General features: G+C 31.2%; 18 protein-coding genes, 1 pseudogene and 1 riboswitch. Of the genes and pseudogenes, 18 read left to right on the top strand and 1 reads right to left on the bottom strand.

Annotated features, from left to right (window positions below):
* The first annotated feature begins 12 nt into the window (after positions 1–12).
* From A7L45_RS19750 to A7L45_RS22995, 7 genes are all read left to right on the top strand, one after another.
* Positions 13–840 (top strand): energy-coupling factor ABC transporter ATP-binding protein, encoded by an 828-nt coding sequence (locus A7L45_RS19750; RefSeq protein WP_071614364.1) that lies wholly within the window; start codon positions 13–15, stop codon positions 838–840.
* A 64-nt stretch (positions 841–904) separates the two neighbouring features.
* Complete coding sequence (locus A7L45_RS19745; RefSeq protein WP_071614363.1) at positions 905–1657, top strand: energy-coupling factor ABC transporter permease; 753 nt, start codon at positions 905–907, stop codon at positions 1655–1657.
* Positions 1657–1980 (top strand): energy-coupling factor ABC transporter substrate-binding protein, encoded by a 324-nt coding sequence (locus tag A7L45_RS19740; protein WP_071614362.1) that lies wholly within the window; start codon positions 1657–1659, stop codon positions 1978–1980. The genes A7L45_RS19745 and A7L45_RS19740 overlap by 1 nt, the downstream gene beginning before the upstream one ends.
* A 42-nt stretch (positions 1981–2022) precedes the next feature.
* Positions 2023–2187: riboswitch (cobalamin riboswitch) on the top strand.
* 33 nt (positions 2188–2220) lie between these two features.
* Positions 2221–2403, top strand: coding sequence for a helix-turn-helix domain-containing protein (locus A7L45_RS19735; RefSeq protein WP_071614361.1), 183 nt, complete (start codon positions 2221–2223; stop codon positions 2401–2403).
* A gap of 79 nt (positions 2404–2482) precedes the next feature.
* Complete coding sequence (locus tag A7L45_RS19730; protein ID WP_071614360.1) at positions 2483–3427, top strand: ABC transporter substrate-binding protein; 945 nt, start codon at positions 2483–2485, stop codon at positions 3425–3427.
* Positions 3428–3443: 16 nt separating this feature from the next.
* Positions 3444–4496: a FecCD family ABC transporter permease gene (locus A7L45_RS23000; RefSeq protein WP_152025090.1), complete on the top strand. Its 1053-nt coding sequence runs from the start codon at positions 3444–3446 to the stop codon at positions 4494–4496.
* A complete protein-coding gene (locus tag A7L45_RS22995) occupies positions 4497–5261 on the top strand; it encodes a heme ABC transporter ATP-binding protein (RefSeq protein ID WP_152025089.1) in 765 nt (254 codons plus the stop codon).
* A 101-nt stretch (positions 5262–5362) separates the two neighbouring features.
* Here A7L45_RS22995 and A7L45_RS19720 read toward each other — a convergent pair whose 3' ends face one another.
* Positions 5363–6277 carry a metal ABC transporter substrate-binding protein gene (locus A7L45_RS19720; protein ID WP_071614359.1) on the bottom strand — a complete coding sequence of 305 codons (915 nt, stop codon included), beginning with the start codon at positions 6275–6277 and terminating at the stop codon, positions 5363–5365.
* A gap of 162 nt (positions 6278–6439) precedes the next feature.
* Here A7L45_RS19720 and A7L45_RS19715 point away from each other — a divergent pair, with 162 nt between their 5' ends.
* The 11 genes and pseudogenes from A7L45_RS19715 to A7L45_RS19665 all read left to right on the top strand — a co-directional run bounded on the left by A7L45_RS19715 (position 6440) and on the right by A7L45_RS19665 (position 14817).
* Positions 6440–7123 (top strand): metal ABC transporter ATP-binding protein, encoded by a 684-nt coding sequence (locus A7L45_RS19715; RefSeq protein ID WP_071614358.1) that lies wholly within the window; start codon positions 6440–6442, stop codon positions 7121–7123.
* Entirely contained in the window at positions 7110–7925 is an 816-nt protein-coding gene (locus tag A7L45_RS19710; RefSeq protein ID WP_071614357.1) for a metal ABC transporter permease, read from the top strand. The genes A7L45_RS19715 and A7L45_RS19710 overlap by 14 nt, the downstream gene beginning before the upstream one ends.
* 196 nt (positions 7926–8121) lie before the next feature.
* A complete protein-coding gene (locus A7L45_RS19705) occupies positions 8122–9114 on the top strand; it encodes a CobW family GTP-binding protein (RefSeq protein WP_071614356.1) in 993 nt (330 codons plus the stop codon).
* Between the two features lie 15 nt (positions 9115–9129).
* Positions 9130–10698 (top strand): permease, encoded by a 1569-nt coding sequence (locus A7L45_RS19700; protein WP_071614355.1) that lies wholly within the window; start codon positions 9130–9132, stop codon positions 10696–10698.
* 14 nt (positions 10699–10712) lie between these two features.
* Entirely contained in the window at positions 10713–11525 is an 813-nt protein-coding gene (locus tag A7L45_RS19695; protein ID WP_071614354.1) for a TIGR03943 family putative permease subunit, read from the top strand.
* 42 nt (positions 11526–11567) lie between these two features.
* A complete protein-coding gene (locus A7L45_RS19690; RefSeq protein WP_071614353.1) occupies positions 11568–11969 on the top strand; it encodes a ribosomal maturation YjgA family protein in 402 nt (133 codons plus the stop codon).
* A gap of 129 nt (positions 11970–12098) precedes the next feature.
* Positions 12099–12545: a DUF134 domain-containing protein gene (locus A7L45_RS19685; RefSeq protein WP_071614352.1), complete on the top strand. Its 447-nt coding sequence runs from the start codon at positions 12099–12101 to the stop codon at positions 12543–12545.
* Between the two features lie 113 nt (positions 12546–12658).
* On the top strand, positions 12659–13486 hold the full coding sequence (locus A7L45_RS19680) for an Mrp/NBP35 family ATP-binding protein (protein ID WP_071614351.1): 828 nt from the start codon (positions 12659–12661) through the stop codon (positions 13484–13486).
* 19 nt (positions 13487–13505) lie between these two features.
* Positions 13506–13862 (top strand): NifB/NifX family molybdenum-iron cluster-binding protein, encoded by a 357-nt coding sequence (locus tag A7L45_RS19675; protein WP_071614350.1) that lies wholly within the window; start codon positions 13506–13508, stop codon positions 13860–13862.
* An 86-nt stretch (positions 13863–13948) separates the two neighbouring features.
* A pseudogene (locus A7L45_RS19670) lies at positions 13949–14220 on the top strand (N-acetyltransferase family protein); the annotation flags it as partial.
* 273 nt (positions 14221–14493) lie between these two features.
* Positions 14494–14817 (top strand): ArsR/SmtB family transcription factor, encoded by a 324-nt coding sequence (locus A7L45_RS19665; RefSeq protein ID WP_071614349.1) that lies wholly within the window; start codon positions 14494–14496, stop codon positions 14815–14817.
* The last annotated feature ends 29 nt before the right edge of the window (positions 14818–14846 follow it).

The raw sequence follows: 14846 nt of genomic DNA, 5'->3' as shown, positions 1-14846 counted from the left end.
AAAGGAGATATTATGAGGAAACCAATATTAAATGTAGAAAATCTATATTACGTCTACGGAAATGGAAAGGCCGCATTAGACGGTGTAAGCGTGGATATCTATGAAGGCGAGAAGATCGCTGTCATTGGCTCTAATGGATCAGGCAAATCCACATTTTTCTTGAATATAAACGGTGTATTTACACCGCAGCAGGGAAAAATCATTTATCGGGGTAATGTCGTAAATAAAAAAAATTTAAAAGATCTTCGAAAGAATATCGGAATTGTATTTCAGGATGCAGACAATCAAATAATTGCATCTACAGTTAGGGCAGAAGTTGGATTCGGGCCGATGAATTTAAAGCTTCCAAAAGAGGAAGTAATCAAGCGGGTTGAGGAGTCCCTTTCATACATGAATATATCAGATTTTAAGGATCGTCCACCGCACTATTTGAGTGGTGGTGAAAAGAAACGCGTGACTATTGCAGGAATTATTGCTATGAAATCTGAGATTATTATATATGATGAACCGACAGCATCACTTGATCCTTTAAATACAATGATGTTAGAAGAGGTTTTGGCCAAACTTAGTTCTGAGGGTAAGACGATGCTGATTTCCACCCATGATGTAGATTTTGCATACAGATGGGCGCAAAGAGTGCTTGTATTCTGCCAGGGGAAAATTATCGCAGATGGGACACCACTCGAAATTTTCCTAAACACTGAAGTTTTAAAACAGGCGAATCTAAAACAGCCAATTATGCTAGAGGTTTATGAATCACTAGTAGAGAAACACATGCTTGCGGATATAAAAGCTTATCCTAAAAGCACACAAGAATTTAAAGAAATGCTTAAAAAGTAGTTGTTTATTCTAGGTGTTTTACCGAATTAATATAAATTAGAAACAAATAAGGGGGAAAAATAAAATGAATCAAAAGGAAAAGAAAATTGTCGCTATTGTTGCATTCTTTGGAGTAACTTTTGGAATAGTTCCGGCAGCTAATGCAATGCACATCATGGAAGGGTATCTGCCACCAAAATTCTGTATTTTGTGGGGAGTTATATGCATGCCATTCTTAGTAGCAGGATACTTTTCAATTAAGAGAACATTGTCCAAAAACCGTAAATCTATCACTATTCTTGCTATGGCAGGAGCGTTCATTTTTGTGCTTTCATCTTTAAAAATTCCGTCAGTAACAGGAAGTTGTTCACATATGACTGGTACCGGACTTGGAGCAATCTTATTTGGACCTACTGCAGTCAGTATTCTAGGGATTATTGTATTGGTTTTCCAGGCAACTCTACTTGCTCATGGAGGACTAACAACTCTTGGTGCTAATACATTCTCTATGGCTATTGCAGGTCCAATCCTTTCTTATGGAATCTACAAATTATGCCAGAGACTGAAAGTCAATAAACATGTAGGCATTTTTCTTGCGGCATCATTTGGTGACATATTTACCTATTGTGTAACAAGTGTCGAGCTTGGACTTGCATATCCTTCTGCAAACGGTGGCGTTGCTTCATCAGTAGTCAAATTCCTTGCAGTATTTGCACCAACACAGCTACCACTTGCAATTATCGAAGGTATTCTAACCGTTGTTATTATTATAGGTCTTGAAACATATGCAAAATCGGAATTGACAGTTCTTGAATTCCTAAAAGGAAGTGATAATTAATGACAAAGACGAAGAAAAAAGTTATTATTTTATTAGTTATTGCTGCATTAATTGCCCTTATACCATTATTTATGTTAAAGGGTGCTGAGTTCGGTGGATCAGATGATGCAGGCAGCAAAGTAGTTTCGCAGATTACAGGTACCGATTATAAGCCCTGGGCTACGCCTATTATGGAAACTTTGATTGGCGGAGAGTTACCAGGCGAAATTGAGAGTTTACTCTTTTGTCTACAGACCGGTATTGGAGTTGGTGTTCTTTTCTTTTTTCTAGGAAGATTTGTAGAGAGAACTAAAAAAGAAAATCGGGATAATAAAACTAAGTAATTTTTTTCGGATATTCATATAATTAGTTATGTTTATAAGAATGATTTAAAATATAATTACGTTTAAAAAGGGAAGATAGGTGAAAGTCCTGCACGGTCCCGCCGCTGTAAAAGAAGAGCCTATGCACAAAAACCACTGGGAAACTGGGAAGGTAGCATGGGCAATGAATCTTAAGTCAGAATACCTTACCGTAATTATATACAATTAACTCTACGAGAGATAGGGGAGGTTTTATAATATATGGTTATAAATTTAGATGAAAAGTTTGAGTTAAATAGTTATATATCTAATATTGAGAAGCAAATCATTGAAAAAACACTTAAAAAAAACGAAAATAATGTTAGCAAAACTTCAAGGAACTTGGGCATTTCAAGACAAGATCTTCAATATAAAATGAAAAAACATAATCTAATCCTAAAATGAAAAAAGAGTATTAAATTTTATATTTAAAATGATTAGGTGGCTTATTTTTATAGAAAATTAATTATTATGGAGGTTTTTTATGTTTAAAAGAAAAAATATAATAACTATAGTTTTAGCTGTTTTTTGTTTTGTTCTAAGTGCATGTGGCAACAGTGGAGTTATTAATAATGGACAAAATACTACTAAAAAAGCAACAAGTGCTGTAACTTATCCACTAAAGGTGGTTGATTCATATAATAGAACAATTACTATTGAAAAAGAACCTAAAAGGATTATTGCAATTGCGCCAAATATAACAGAGGGAATATACGCCCTTGGTAAAGGTACAAGTCTAGTTGGTAGAAGTGATTATGATAATTATCCAGCTAAGGCCAATAAGGTTACATCTGTTGGTGATTTATTAAAACCAAATATAGAAAAGATTGTAGAGTTAAAACCTGATGTAGTAATAGCATCGACTCATTTTGATAAGAATGTTATTAAAAAATTAGAGGAGCTTAATATAAAGGTTATAGTGCTTTATGGTGAAGAAAATTTTACTGGTGTATATGATACCATGTCAAAACTTGGCCAAATTGTAAATGCAAGTGATAAAGCGTTGTCAATAATATCAGCTATGCAAAAGAAGGTTGCAGATGTAACTAAGAAGGTAAAAGGTGCTAAAAAACCTACAGTTTACTATGTAGCGGGTTTCGGTAAAAGTGGTGATTTCACAGCAGGTAAAGATACATTTATAGGTAATATGATTGATATGGCTGGTGGAGAAAATGCTGCGAAGGATGTAGTGGGTTGGAAATACAGTGTAGAAAAGCTGGTAGAAAAAAATCCTGATGTACTAATATGCTCAAAGTTGTATGGTTCGAAAAAAGGCATAGAAGCTACAAATGGGTACAAAGATTTAAAAGCAGTAAAAAGTGGAAAACTATTAGAGGTTGATGAGAATATTATTACTAGGCAGGGACCAAGACTTGCAGATGGTCTAGAAGCAATTGCTAAATTAATTCATCCTGAACTTTTCAAATAAAAGGAGTTGCTTTGCCATGACGTTTATAGAAAAGAAGAATTTTTATAGAAGAGTTTTTATAATGGGATTGTTTTTGCTCCTAATTGTAATAATTGCTTCGGCAAATGTTGGAGTGGCGGATATTTCTTTTAAGCAGGCAGTATTTATTGTAATAAGCAAAATTCCCATATTAAAAAATTTTGTGGCGTTAGATGGAATTAAGTCTACATCTGTGATCATAATGTTAAATTTAAGACTTCCTAGAATACTTTTATCATGCCTTGTAGGAGCATCACTTTCAGTAGTTGGTACTTCTTTTCAGGGCATTTTTAAAAACCCAATGGCAGACCCATTTGTTCTCGGAGTTTCATCTGGGGCGGCACTTGGAGCCACTATAACTATGGTTTTCCTTAAGAATATTCATATTTTTGGAATGAGCATGATAGCATTTAGTGCGTTTATTGGTGCTATAATAACTACATTTTTGGTATACAATATTGCTAGAGTTGGTACAAAGGTCCCAGTTACCACTCTGCTACTTGCGGGTGTTGCTCTAAATTATTTATTATCCTCGGTTATTTCATTAATGATGACATTTAACAGAGAAAACATTGAAGAGATAGTTATGTGGACTATGGGGAGCTTCTCTACAGCTAATTGGGATGAGGTGATTCTACTATTTGTTATAGTAGTCCCATCAATCCTATTTATATCAATATTTTCAAGAGATTTAAATGTTATGATGCTTGGAGAAGATAGTGCAAGAAGCCTTGGTATAGATGTAAACGGGTTTAAAAAATATATATTTGTGATAAGTACATTAATGGTGGCGGCAGTTGTAGCTGTAAGTGGGATAATTGGCTTTGTAGGGCTTATAGTGCCTCATGCTATTAGAATGATATTTGGATCTGACAATAGGATAGTCATACCATTTTCTGCACTTGGTGGAGCTATATTTTTGATAATGTGTGATACTCTCGCAAGGGTTGTAGTGCCACCTTCAGAAATACCGGTTGGAATTATTACTTCAATTTTTGGAGTCCCATTTTTTGTGTATTTATTATATAAAACCAAGAAGAAGGCGATTTAGATGATAGAAATAAATAATATGAGTTTTTCTTTTGAACAAGAAGTATTAAGGAACATTAATATAAAATTTGAAAGTGGTAAATTTTATACGATTCTAGGACCAAATGGATCTGGTAAGACTACACTTTTGAGATTACTAGCTAAATCACTCCATAGTGATAAAGGGAAGATTATTATTAATGAAAAGGAATTAACTCAAATAAAACCAAGGATGTTAGCAAAGGAAATGGCTGTGGTTTTACAAAGTACAGAGATAGAATTTGATTTCTCAGTACAAGATATAGTTCTTATGGGAAGAATGCCTCATATTTCTAGATTTTCCTCAGAAAGCGAAAAAGACATGGAAATTGCCATGAAGGCTATGAAAGCGACAAACACCTGGGAACTTAGAGATAAAAGTATAAATACATTAAGTGGGGGAGAACGACAACGAGTGGTAGTTGCAAGAGCGATTGCGCAAGAAACGGGGATAATACTTTTAGATGAGCCCATTTCACACCTAGATATTCATCACCAGATTGAAATAATGGATCAATTAAAACAATTAAATTTAAATAAAAAAATTACAATCATCGCAGTATTACATGATTTGAATATAGCGGCTGCATATTGCGATCATATGATACTAATGTATGATTGTGGAGTTTACAAAGAGGGAATTCCAGAGGAAGTATTAACAAAAGATATACTTAAGCAGGTTTATGGATTAGAGGTGTATATAACTAAGAATCCTAGAACTGCAAAGACTTTTATTATGCTTTTTTAGTATAAAAATTCTATGATCAATATAAAAAATAGCCCACAGGTTTTATCCAATAGGCTATTAATAAACATTTGGGTGCCACTTGACACATGGGTGGCACCTATTTATTTCAAACTGTTATATATCATATCTAAGTTTTCTTTCATGCACGTTAGATAATCTTTATTATCTTCTTTACTCTCTATGGTGTGTATTTTTTCAACTTTAGCACCTACTTCTTTAGCTAGAGCATCTGAAACCTTCGTGCTTACCATATCCTCAACAAATATAGTCTTAATTTTATTCTTTTTACAATAATCTGTTAGTTCTTTTAACTTTTTAGCACTGGGTTCACCTTCTGCAAAAACGCTTTCTACGCTGTTTTGCTTTAGTCCGAAGTCTCTGCAAAGGTATGCAAAAGCGGCATGGCCAGTTACAAAGTTTTTGTTACTAACGGTTTTAAATTTTTTGTTGTATTCATTGTAAAGAGTATCAAGCTTTAGAGCGAAATCATTATAATTTTTTTCATAATAAGCTTTATTAGATGAATCTGTTTTTATTAAAGCATCCCTTACATTTTTAGCTTGATTTTCTGCGCCTTTCAAACTAATCCATACATGGGGGTCATATTGACCGTGTTCTTCTTTTTCAGCTGAGTCTGTATTTTCAATTGGTGTTGAACCCTTTGATGCTTCAACCGTTATTAAATTTTTATTGTCTACAGATTTTAAAACCTTATCCACCCAAGATTCCATACCAAACCCATTATACACAAATATTTTAGCAGTACTTAAGCTTTCAAGATCCTTTGCCTTAGGCTCAAAATCATGTGGTTCGGTACCGTTAGGGATCATGGTTACTATATCAACCTTATTTTTTCCTATGGCAGTAGCAATTTCTCTCATTGCATTAAATGAAACTACAACTTTTACTTTGTTTTGAGTCTTTACAGTAGTAGTTTCTGTTTTCTTACTACCACAAGCTGTGAAGGTTACTATTGTACAAATAAGTAAAATGAATATTGACATTTTTTTAAACATTTTTATCGCTCCTTAAATTTTCTGCTTGCAAACCATTTGCATTATCACTTATAATATAAGTATAAATGGCACCTTTGTCAATAGTAATAACTTTAATTCTTTCCAAATTAGTATATTAATGCTTTGATAAGGTGACAAAACTATATAAACTGGAGGACAATTATGATTCAAATTAATAATTTATTTTTTTCTTATACAAGCGGGGCGCCCTATATTCTTAATGACATTAGTTTAACTATAAATAACGGAGAGTACCTATCGATATTAGGTGATAACGGCTCAGGTAAAAGTACCCTTGTAAAATTAATATTAAATTTTTTGTCTCCTACTAAGGGTTCTATAGTAAATTCTGATAAGAATATTGGTTATGTTCCTCAAAAGTCTGATTTTCTAAACTCACAGTTTCCTATTACTGTATATGAGATGCTTAATTGCTACAGAAAGGTATTGAAAATAAAAGATAAGACTTTAGTAACTAGGAGGTTAGAGGCTATTAATATGCTCGATTTTAAGGATTCACTAATAGGAACACTATCAGGGGGTCAATGTCAAAAGATTTTTATAGTACGTGCATTGCTAGGAAATCCTGATTTATTAATTTTAGATGAGCCATCAACAGGAATTGATGTAACTAGCCAAAAAGAGATTTATAGCTTAATTAGAGACTTAAATAAAAATAATAAGATAACCGTTATCGCCATTGAGCATAATCTTAATGCTGCTATGAGTAATTCTTCCCTTATTTATCATCTATCAAAAGGAAAGGGTCATTTATGCACGCCTGATATTTATATTAAAGAATTTTTAAAAGCAAACAAAGAGGAGGAATTTAATGTTTCAGTATAGCTTTATGCAAAATGCTTTTATGATTTCTATATTAATTTCTATACTTTGTCCATGCATTGGGTTTTTCTTAGTACTGAGAAGATACTCAATGATTGGTGATACTTTAGCTCATGCTTCTCTTGCTGGGGTTGCAATTGGGCTTCTATTTAACAAAAATCCTATAATAAGTTCATTCGTATTTACATCATTTTGTGGACTTTTAATTGAATTTTTAAGAGATTATTTTAAAAAATATGCTGAGCTAATACTTGTTGTAGTTCTGTCTTTAAGTGTTGGAATAGCTATTACTATCATGAGTTCTGGGGAATTACATGCAAATGTAAATTCATTTCTATTTGGAAGTGTATTAACTGTAACAAGAGATGATTTATATGCCGTATTAGCATTAAGTCTTGTATCAATTCTAACCTTAATAATATTATATAATAAACTTGTTATTATAGCTTTTGATGAAGAAGCAGCAAAAGTTGGGAGAATAAATGTTAAATTAATCAATTACATTTTTGCTATATTAGTTGCTGCGACAATATCTGTTTCTATGAGAATTGTTGGGGTACTGGTTTTAAGCTCAATGATTGCTTTGCCTGTTGCTACAGCAATGCAACTAGGGAAAGGGTTTAAATCGACTCTTTTATACTCAGTACTCTTTAGTGTTATAGACATACTCTTGTCACTATTTATTTCTTATTATATGAATTGTGCGCCTGGAGGCATAACTGCGTTGATTTCAGTTGCATTACTTGCATTAGTTATATTAATAAAAAAGGTAGGTTTATTATTATCAAAAAGCGTTGTAAAATAAATTGCCAAGAGATATTTTTAAATAAAATTGATAATAAATTGAATTTTTTTAACATATAATACAATATAAATGCAAATGGCTTGCATTTATATTGAATGGCAAAAATAGATATGTTTAATAAATACATCTATTTTTGTAGCACATTCTAATCTATTAAGATAATAAGTAAGATTTTACTTTTAGGAGGAATAAAAAAATGAAAACAAAGGTTGATATAATTTCAGGATTTTTAGGAGCTGGTAAAACAACTTTAATAAAAAAGCTGCTTGAGGAGAAATTGTATAGCGAAAATCTAGTTATAATAGAAAATGAGTTTGGTGAGATTGGTATTGATGGAAGTTTGTTTAAAAAATCAAATGCCAAAGTAAAAGAAATTAATTCAGGATGTATATGTTGTACTCTTAAAGGTGAATTTGGAAAAGCTATTGAAGAGGTTATAACAAAATACAAACCAGACAGAATAATTATAGAACCGTCTGGAGTTGGGAAACTCTCAGATGTTATTAAAGCATGTGATGCAGCAAAATTGAAAAATCTAATAGTGATTAATATGATTATAACGATTGTAGACATATCAAAGTATGAAACATACATAACTAACTTTGGTGAGTTTTATAAAAATCAGATAGAACATGCAAAGACCATTATTTTAAGTAGAACAGAAAAATCTGATAGGAATAAGATAGAGGCTGTTGTTAAATCAATACGTAAATTAAATAGTAAATGTAATATAGTAACAACACCGCTGGTTAGTATGAATGCTAATACTATAATAGGTGTTGCAGAGCAAAGTGACTCAGTATCAATAGAAAGACAGATAAAAAGTGCTAAGAACTTCTTAATAAATGGAATAACCTATGGAAAAGTGAGTAAAGCTGGAGAGAATAATACTCATAACCATAATGCTGATGAAATTTTTGAAGTTTGGGGAGTTGAAACTCTTAATTCATATAAGGCAGAAGAATTAAAGAAAATTATGAAGAAGATTGAAAATGATAAGGTTTATGGGTTTATTCTAAGAGGCAAGGGGATTGTTCAGAGTGATAACCAAAAATGGTTGCAATTTGATTATGTTCATGGAGAGATTGAGGTTAAGAGCATAGCCCCTGACTATACAGGGAGGGTATGTTTAATAGGAAAGGACTTAAATAAAAATAAACTTTGTAATTTGTTTAATATAACAGTATAGATGAGGTTATAATTTATGAAGATAAAAGTAGACATAGTAACTGGATTTTTAGGATCGGGTAAGACTAAACTTATAAATAATAAACTTGAAAATGAGGTTTCTAAAAGAGATATTACAGTTATAATACAATGTGAAAAGGGACAAACAAATATAGAACCCGTTATTAAAAATAAAAACCTATTCATTGAGGATGCTTACAAGGAAAATGATTTAGATAAAGAATATATAAACTATGTTATTAAAAAATATCATCCAACTAAAATTATTATAGAAGCTAATGGTATGAAAAAAATTAATAATTTAATAGAAATATTTGATTATCTTAGTATCAGCAGAAAATGTTTCATAAATGAAATAGTCCATACCATTGATGTTTCAACCTTTGATATTTTTATGAATAACATGGGTAGTATACTTATTAATCAGATTTTAAACAGTGATTTTATTATTCTAAATAATACAGGTAATTTCCATGGTGAAAAATTGAATAAAATTAAACGAACTTTAAAAAGAATAAATAAGTCTGCTAAAATAAGTAAAGGGATTTTTATTTTAGCTAAACCAAAGGCATTCAATAATGAAATATTGCTTCTAATAGCTATATTAGGGTTCGTTATAGCATATTTAGTGTATTCTATTTTTAAACCCACGGGATTTGACATTACTAAAATATTTTTACCTTGGCTAGAAAGATTTAATATAGTATTTCTGAGTATTTTAATTCAGGCTTTTCCATTTGTGTTATTCGGTGTATTTGTTTCAGCTATAATACAAGTAAATGTATCAAGTGAAAAAATAACAAATATTTTTCCTGAAAATAGGGCTTTACAATTTATTGTTGCTATATTTGCAGGACTTTTCTTTCCTGTATGTGATTGTGCCATTATACCAGTAGGCGCAAGACTTATTAAAAAGGGGGTCCCACTGCCTGCAGCTGTAACATTTATGATTGCTGCACCAATAGTAAATCCTATTGTTATTGCATCTACATTGTTTGCATTTCCTAGTCAACCTTCTATAGCGATATATAGGGTAGGGTTAGGCATTACTGTAGCATTTTTAGTTGGGGTGGTATTTATGCTTGTTCCTGAAAAAGATATTCTACCTTTGGAAAGTGTTGATGTAATAAATTGTAATTGTGGGTTTTGTAACAACAATTATAATAATAAAAAAGGTATTTTAGGAAATGTAGATGCAATATTTAATCATGCAGGTGCAGAATTTTTTCAAATAGGAAAATTTATAATAATTGGAGCATTTCTTTCTAGCATAATGCAGACTCTGATTCCAAAAGAAATGTTTGGAAACATAGGTGGAGGAACTATAATTTCACTTTTAATAATGATGTTATTTGCATTTATTCTTTCAGTGTGCGCTACTTCCGATGCATTTATAGCAAGAACTTTTGTTAATCAATTTCCTATAGGTTCAATAATGGGATTTTTAGTGCTTGGGCCAATGCTTGATATAAAGAATTTACTGATGCTACTCGGAAACTTTAAAAAAAGATTTGTTATTAAACTTGTGTTTTTAATGCTATTAATCTCATTTGAAATATTAATTGTGTTCGCAACACTATTCTAATGGAGGGGTAGATTATGGGGTTAATAAAAATCAAGAAAATAAATATAGAAGTATTATTAAAACTAGTAATATTAACTGGATTTGCATTTTTCTTTTATGACATAATAAAAAGTAAAAAAGTGCTGCTTTATGTTGCACCTAGGATTATTCCTTATATAAAGTTTGGCATTGTTGCAATGATTTCACTTTCATTATTCATAATACGTGATATATTTAAACCCAAAAGAAAAGTAAATATAAAACCGTACTTATTTTTTATTATTCCTTTGCTTATGGCTTTCATGATGCCAGAAGCATCGAGTTCAAAATCAATGTCACTTGTAGGTGCAAAAAGCGTATCGCAAATCGATAATATAAAACAGAAAAATATAATGGATAAGGGCATAATAAATAAGGATAAAATCACAGGAAACACAACTACAAAAACAAATTCTAGTAAAGTAGATGAAAAACTGGAAATGCATGATAATACTATAGTCATAAGTGATAATAATTTCGAAAAATGGACAGAAGAGATTTCTAATAATATGCTGAAATATGAAGGTAAGAAGATTGAACTAATTGGGTTCGTGTTTAAAGCTGATGGATTCAAAAATAATGAGTTTGTTCCGGCTAGGCTTATGATGACTTGCTGCGCAGCAGATTTGGTACCTGTCGGACTTTTAGCTAATTATGATAAAGCTAAGGATCTAAAACAAGATACATGGATAAAGGTTACTGGAAAAATAAAAATTTTAAACTATAACGGTGAAAAAACACCTATAATCATAGTTGAAAGTATAAAAAATACAGAAAAATCAAAAATTGAATATGTTTATCCTTTTTAAATTATTGATATCATATTTACAATGAGAGGGAATAAATAAATTATGATATATAAACGTAATAGATTATTGTATGCTGCGATGACAATGGTTGTAATTATTTTAGGATTAGGTTCAAGAAAGATGGCTAAATTTATTCCGGATTTATTGAATACATATTTGGGGGATGCTCTGTGGGCATTAATGATTTTTCTTGCTTTGGGATATATTTTTAGAGAGATGAAAACAAAGTCAGTTGCAATAATTGGGATATTATTTTGTTGCATTATTGAATCAAGCCAGTTGTATCATGCTAATTGGATAGATACTATTAGAAATACAACAATTGGAGGATTGGTACTAGGATATGGATTTTTGTGGAGTGACTTATTAGCATACAGCCTAGGAATTGGAGCCGGTGTAATTACCGAAATTTTGATCAGAGTAATTAAAAAAGATTTTCCATAGAAATTATTTTGATTTAAATATTGTTATTTGACATTGATGTTAATCAATTGTAGAATTTTATATAGCATATGCCACTGAAAACAGCATTTAAGAATTCTAAAGAGTATATGAAAAGTGAGGATAATATTTATGTCAAGACCAGTGAAAAATAGACGTGTAGAGAATTTACCCGAGTATACATACTTTGTACCAGCAGGAAGAAGAAAATGTGAAATTGAAGAAATACTCATAAAGGTTGAAGAGTTTGAAGCCATGAGGCTTAAGGACGTTGAAGATTTAAATCAGGAAGAATGTGCAAAGAAAATGCTCGTTTCAAGACAAACTTTTCAGAATATAATTGATAGTGCAAGGAAGAAGATTGCCATAGCTCTAATAGAGGGTAAAGCAATAAATATAAGTGGTGGAAATTACACAAGAAATGTATGCAATTTTAAATGTTTATCTTGCGAGAATACTTACGAAATAAAATATGAAGAAGATAGGAAGATTTGCCCAGCATGTGGATCTGAGCAAGTGACTTGCAATAAACGAAGTAGCTTTTGTCAGAGGCAATGTAACAAACACAATATTATCTGATAAATAGTTTTATAAGAGATTTTATTAAAAACATTATTGGCATTTGACAATAATGAATAATAGTATTACAATATAAATGGCATATGACAAATAAAAGAAAGAGGCGATTATGTATGGCTGAGTGTGAAAGTTGTCCGTCAAATGGTGAATGTGATAATAAAGAAACATGTGGTATAGAAAATAATCCATTAAATAAAGTTAAAAATATTATCGGTGTTATGAGTGGAAAAGGTGGGGTAGGTAAATCAACAATATCCGTTCTTATTGCACAGGAACTTAATAAAAAAGGATATAAGGTTGGTCTTATGGACTCAGATATTACTGGCCCAAGTATACCAAGGCTATTAGGTATTAAAGATGTTAAACCTTTTATGAATGAATCGGGTATTATACCGGTTAAAACTACTGAGGGTATTGATGTTATTTCAATGAATTTTTTAGTGGAAAATGAAGATGACCCAGTTATTTGGCGAGGACCAGCAGTTTCTGGTGTTGTTAAGCAGTTTTGGACTGAGGTAATATGGGGAGAGCTTGATTATTTAATTATAGATATGCCTCCTGGCACAGGTGATGTTGCTCTAACAGTAATGCAATCAATACCAGTTACAGGAATAGTAATGATTTCAACACCACAGGACTTAGTATCTATGATTGTTGGGAAAGCAGTAAATATGGCACGCAAGCTAGACATCGATATAATAGGATTAATAGAGAACATGAGTTATATTATTTGTCCAGGATGCACGGAGAAAATAAAAATGTTTGATTCAGATAACATAGACGAATTCTTAAATAAAAATGACTTAGATTTACTTGGCGAAATTCCAATGTGTAGGGAAATAGTTAATATTTCTAACAAAGGTGAATACAAGTTAAATGATGAATTAACAGAAATAGCTGAAAATATTATTAATAAAATTATTAAAAAGACAAAAAAATAAAAAGTGGAGGTAATATTTTATGAAAATAGCAATACCTAATAATGGTAGTATGGTGAATCAACATTTTGGAATGAGCAAAAGTTTTGTTATTGTTACTATAGAAGATAAAAAAGTTATAAGTACCCAAGAAATATCATCAGCTGAGCTTCAACATGAGCATCAAGGATTAGCGGATTTACTCAAAAATCAAGGAGCAACAGTGGTTATTACTGGTGGAATTGGTGGAGGAGCAATAAGTGGATTAGAGCAAAATGGTCTTGAGGTAATAAAAGGAGCATCTGGAGAATATTCAAAGGTAATTGAAGAATACATTAATGGAACTTTGGAAAATAAAGATGTAGTTTGTAATCATCATGGTGAACATCATCACCAATAAATAACAGAAAAAAGGAGCATAATGTGCTCCTTTTTTCTGTTTTACTGCAATAAAAGGATCTTGGTTTATTTGAGAAAAGTAAAAGAGTAGTAGAAGTTAGTATATATATTGGACAAAATCATAGAGGAAAGAAATAGGGAGAAATCTTTTAAAAAGTTTGATTGAATTATCAGAAGAAAATGGGTTTTGGACATTGCAGTCCGGAATTATAAGAGAAAACATTTCAAGTATAAAATTGCATGAAAAATGTGGGTTTAGGGAAATTGGAAGAAGAGAAAAAGTTGCTAAAATGAAAAATGGTGAATGGCATGATGTAGTTTTTATGGAACGTAGAAGTACAGTAATTGGAATAGATTAATCTAATCATAATAATTGTTTATAACCTGAGGTAAAAGGCAAACCATATTATCTAATATGATTTGCCTTTTATAATTATAGTATTAAATTTTTTTGAATGTCTAGGTTATTTTAAAAAAATATGGGAACACTTAATGAGAGAATGAATAGAATGTATATAGAAGAATGTAAATATAACAACAAATATATAGTTAATTATATACTAGTATATTGACACAATATAGACAAAGATGTATATTATATATAGATGAACGTGAATGTAAGGAGTGATGAAGTGAAAAACAATTATGATGATAATGCAAAAATTATTAAAGCACTTTCAGATCCTAGTAGACTTAAAATAATTGATATTTTGTCATGTGGCGAAAAGTGTGCTTGTGATATACTGGAGCATTTTGAATTTACACAGCCAACGCTATCTCATCATATGAAGGTATTAGTTGACAATGAAATTGTAAAATGCAGAAAAGAGAAACTATGGAGTTACTACTCACTAAACAATAATAACTGTAACAAACTTATATTATTTCTTATGAATCTTGTTACAGATAAAGATGAATGTATATGTAATGATAAGACTAAGTGTGAATGCAAATAATAAATAAGTAGGTGTAGCGTACGCTACAC

It is taken from the genome of Clostridium estertheticum subsp. estertheticum, assembly GCF_001877035.1.
Taxonomy (GTDB): domain Bacteria; phylum Bacillota; class Clostridia; order Clostridiales; family Clostridiaceae; genus Clostridium_AD; species Clostridium_AD estertheticum.
This window is presented reverse-complemented; position numbering and strand designations above follow the sequence as displayed.

What these genes read in the sequence shown, in the direction of transcription:
- A7L45_RS19750 (WP_071614364.1), top strand. Translation starts at nt 13, where the DNA reads ATGAGGAAACCAATATTAAATGTAGAAAATCTATATTACGTCTACGGA.
- A7L45_RS19745 (WP_071614363.1), top strand. Translation starts at nt 905, where the DNA reads ATGAATCAAAAGGAAAAGAAAATTGTCGCTATTGTTGCATTCTTTGGA.
- A7L45_RS19740 (WP_071614362.1), top strand. Translation starts at nt 1,657, where the DNA reads ATGACAAAGACGAAGAAAAAAGTTATTATTTTATTAGTTATTGCTGCA.
- A7L45_RS19735 (WP_071614361.1), top strand. Translation starts at nt 2,221, where the DNA reads ATGGTTATAAATTTAGATGAAAAGTTTGAGTTAAATAGTTATATATCT.
- A7L45_RS19730 (WP_071614360.1), top strand. Translation starts at nt 2,483, where the DNA reads ATGTTTAAAAGAAAAAATATAATAACTATAGTTTTAGCTGTTTTTTGT.
- A7L45_RS23000 (WP_152025090.1), top strand. Translation starts at nt 3,444, where the DNA reads ATGACGTTTATAGAAAAGAAGAATTTTTATAGAAGAGTTTTTATAATG.
- A7L45_RS22995 (WP_152025089.1), top strand. Translation starts at nt 4,497, where the DNA reads ATGATAGAAATAAATAATATGAGTTTTTCTTTTGAACAAGAAGTATTA.
- A7L45_RS19720 (WP_071614359.1), bottom strand. Translation starts at nt 6,277, where the DNA reads ATGTTTAAAAAAATGTCAATATTCATTTTACTTATTTGTACAATAGTA.
- A7L45_RS19715 (WP_071614358.1), top strand. Translation starts at nt 6,440, where the DNA reads ATGATTCAAATTAATAATTTATTTTTTTCTTATACAAGCGGGGCGCCC.
- A7L45_RS19710 (WP_071614357.1), top strand. Translation starts at nt 7,110, where the DNA reads ATGTTTCAGTATAGCTTTATGCAAAATGCTTTTATGATTTCTATATTA.
- A7L45_RS19705 (WP_071614356.1), top strand. Translation starts at nt 8,122, where the DNA reads ATGAAAACAAAGGTTGATATAATTTCAGGATTTTTAGGAGCTGGTAAA.
- A7L45_RS19700 (WP_071614355.1), top strand. Translation starts at nt 9,130, where the DNA reads ATGAAGATAAAAGTAGACATAGTAACTGGATTTTTAGGATCGGGTAAG.
- A7L45_RS19695 (WP_071614354.1), top strand. Translation starts at nt 10,713, where the DNA reads ATGGGGTTAATAAAAATCAAGAAAATAAATATAGAAGTATTATTAAAA.
- A7L45_RS19690 (WP_071614353.1), top strand. Translation starts at nt 11,568, where the DNA reads ATGATATATAAACGTAATAGATTATTGTATGCTGCGATGACAATGGTT.
- A7L45_RS19685 (WP_071614352.1), top strand. Translation starts at nt 12,099, where the DNA reads ATGTCAAGACCAGTGAAAAATAGACGTGTAGAGAATTTACCCGAGTAT.
- A7L45_RS19680 (WP_071614351.1), top strand. Translation starts at nt 12,659, where the DNA reads ATGGCTGAGTGTGAAAGTTGTCCGTCAAATGGTGAATGTGATAATAAA.
- A7L45_RS19675 (WP_071614350.1), top strand. Translation starts at nt 13,506, where the DNA reads ATGAAAATAGCAATACCTAATAATGGTAGTATGGTGAATCAACATTTT.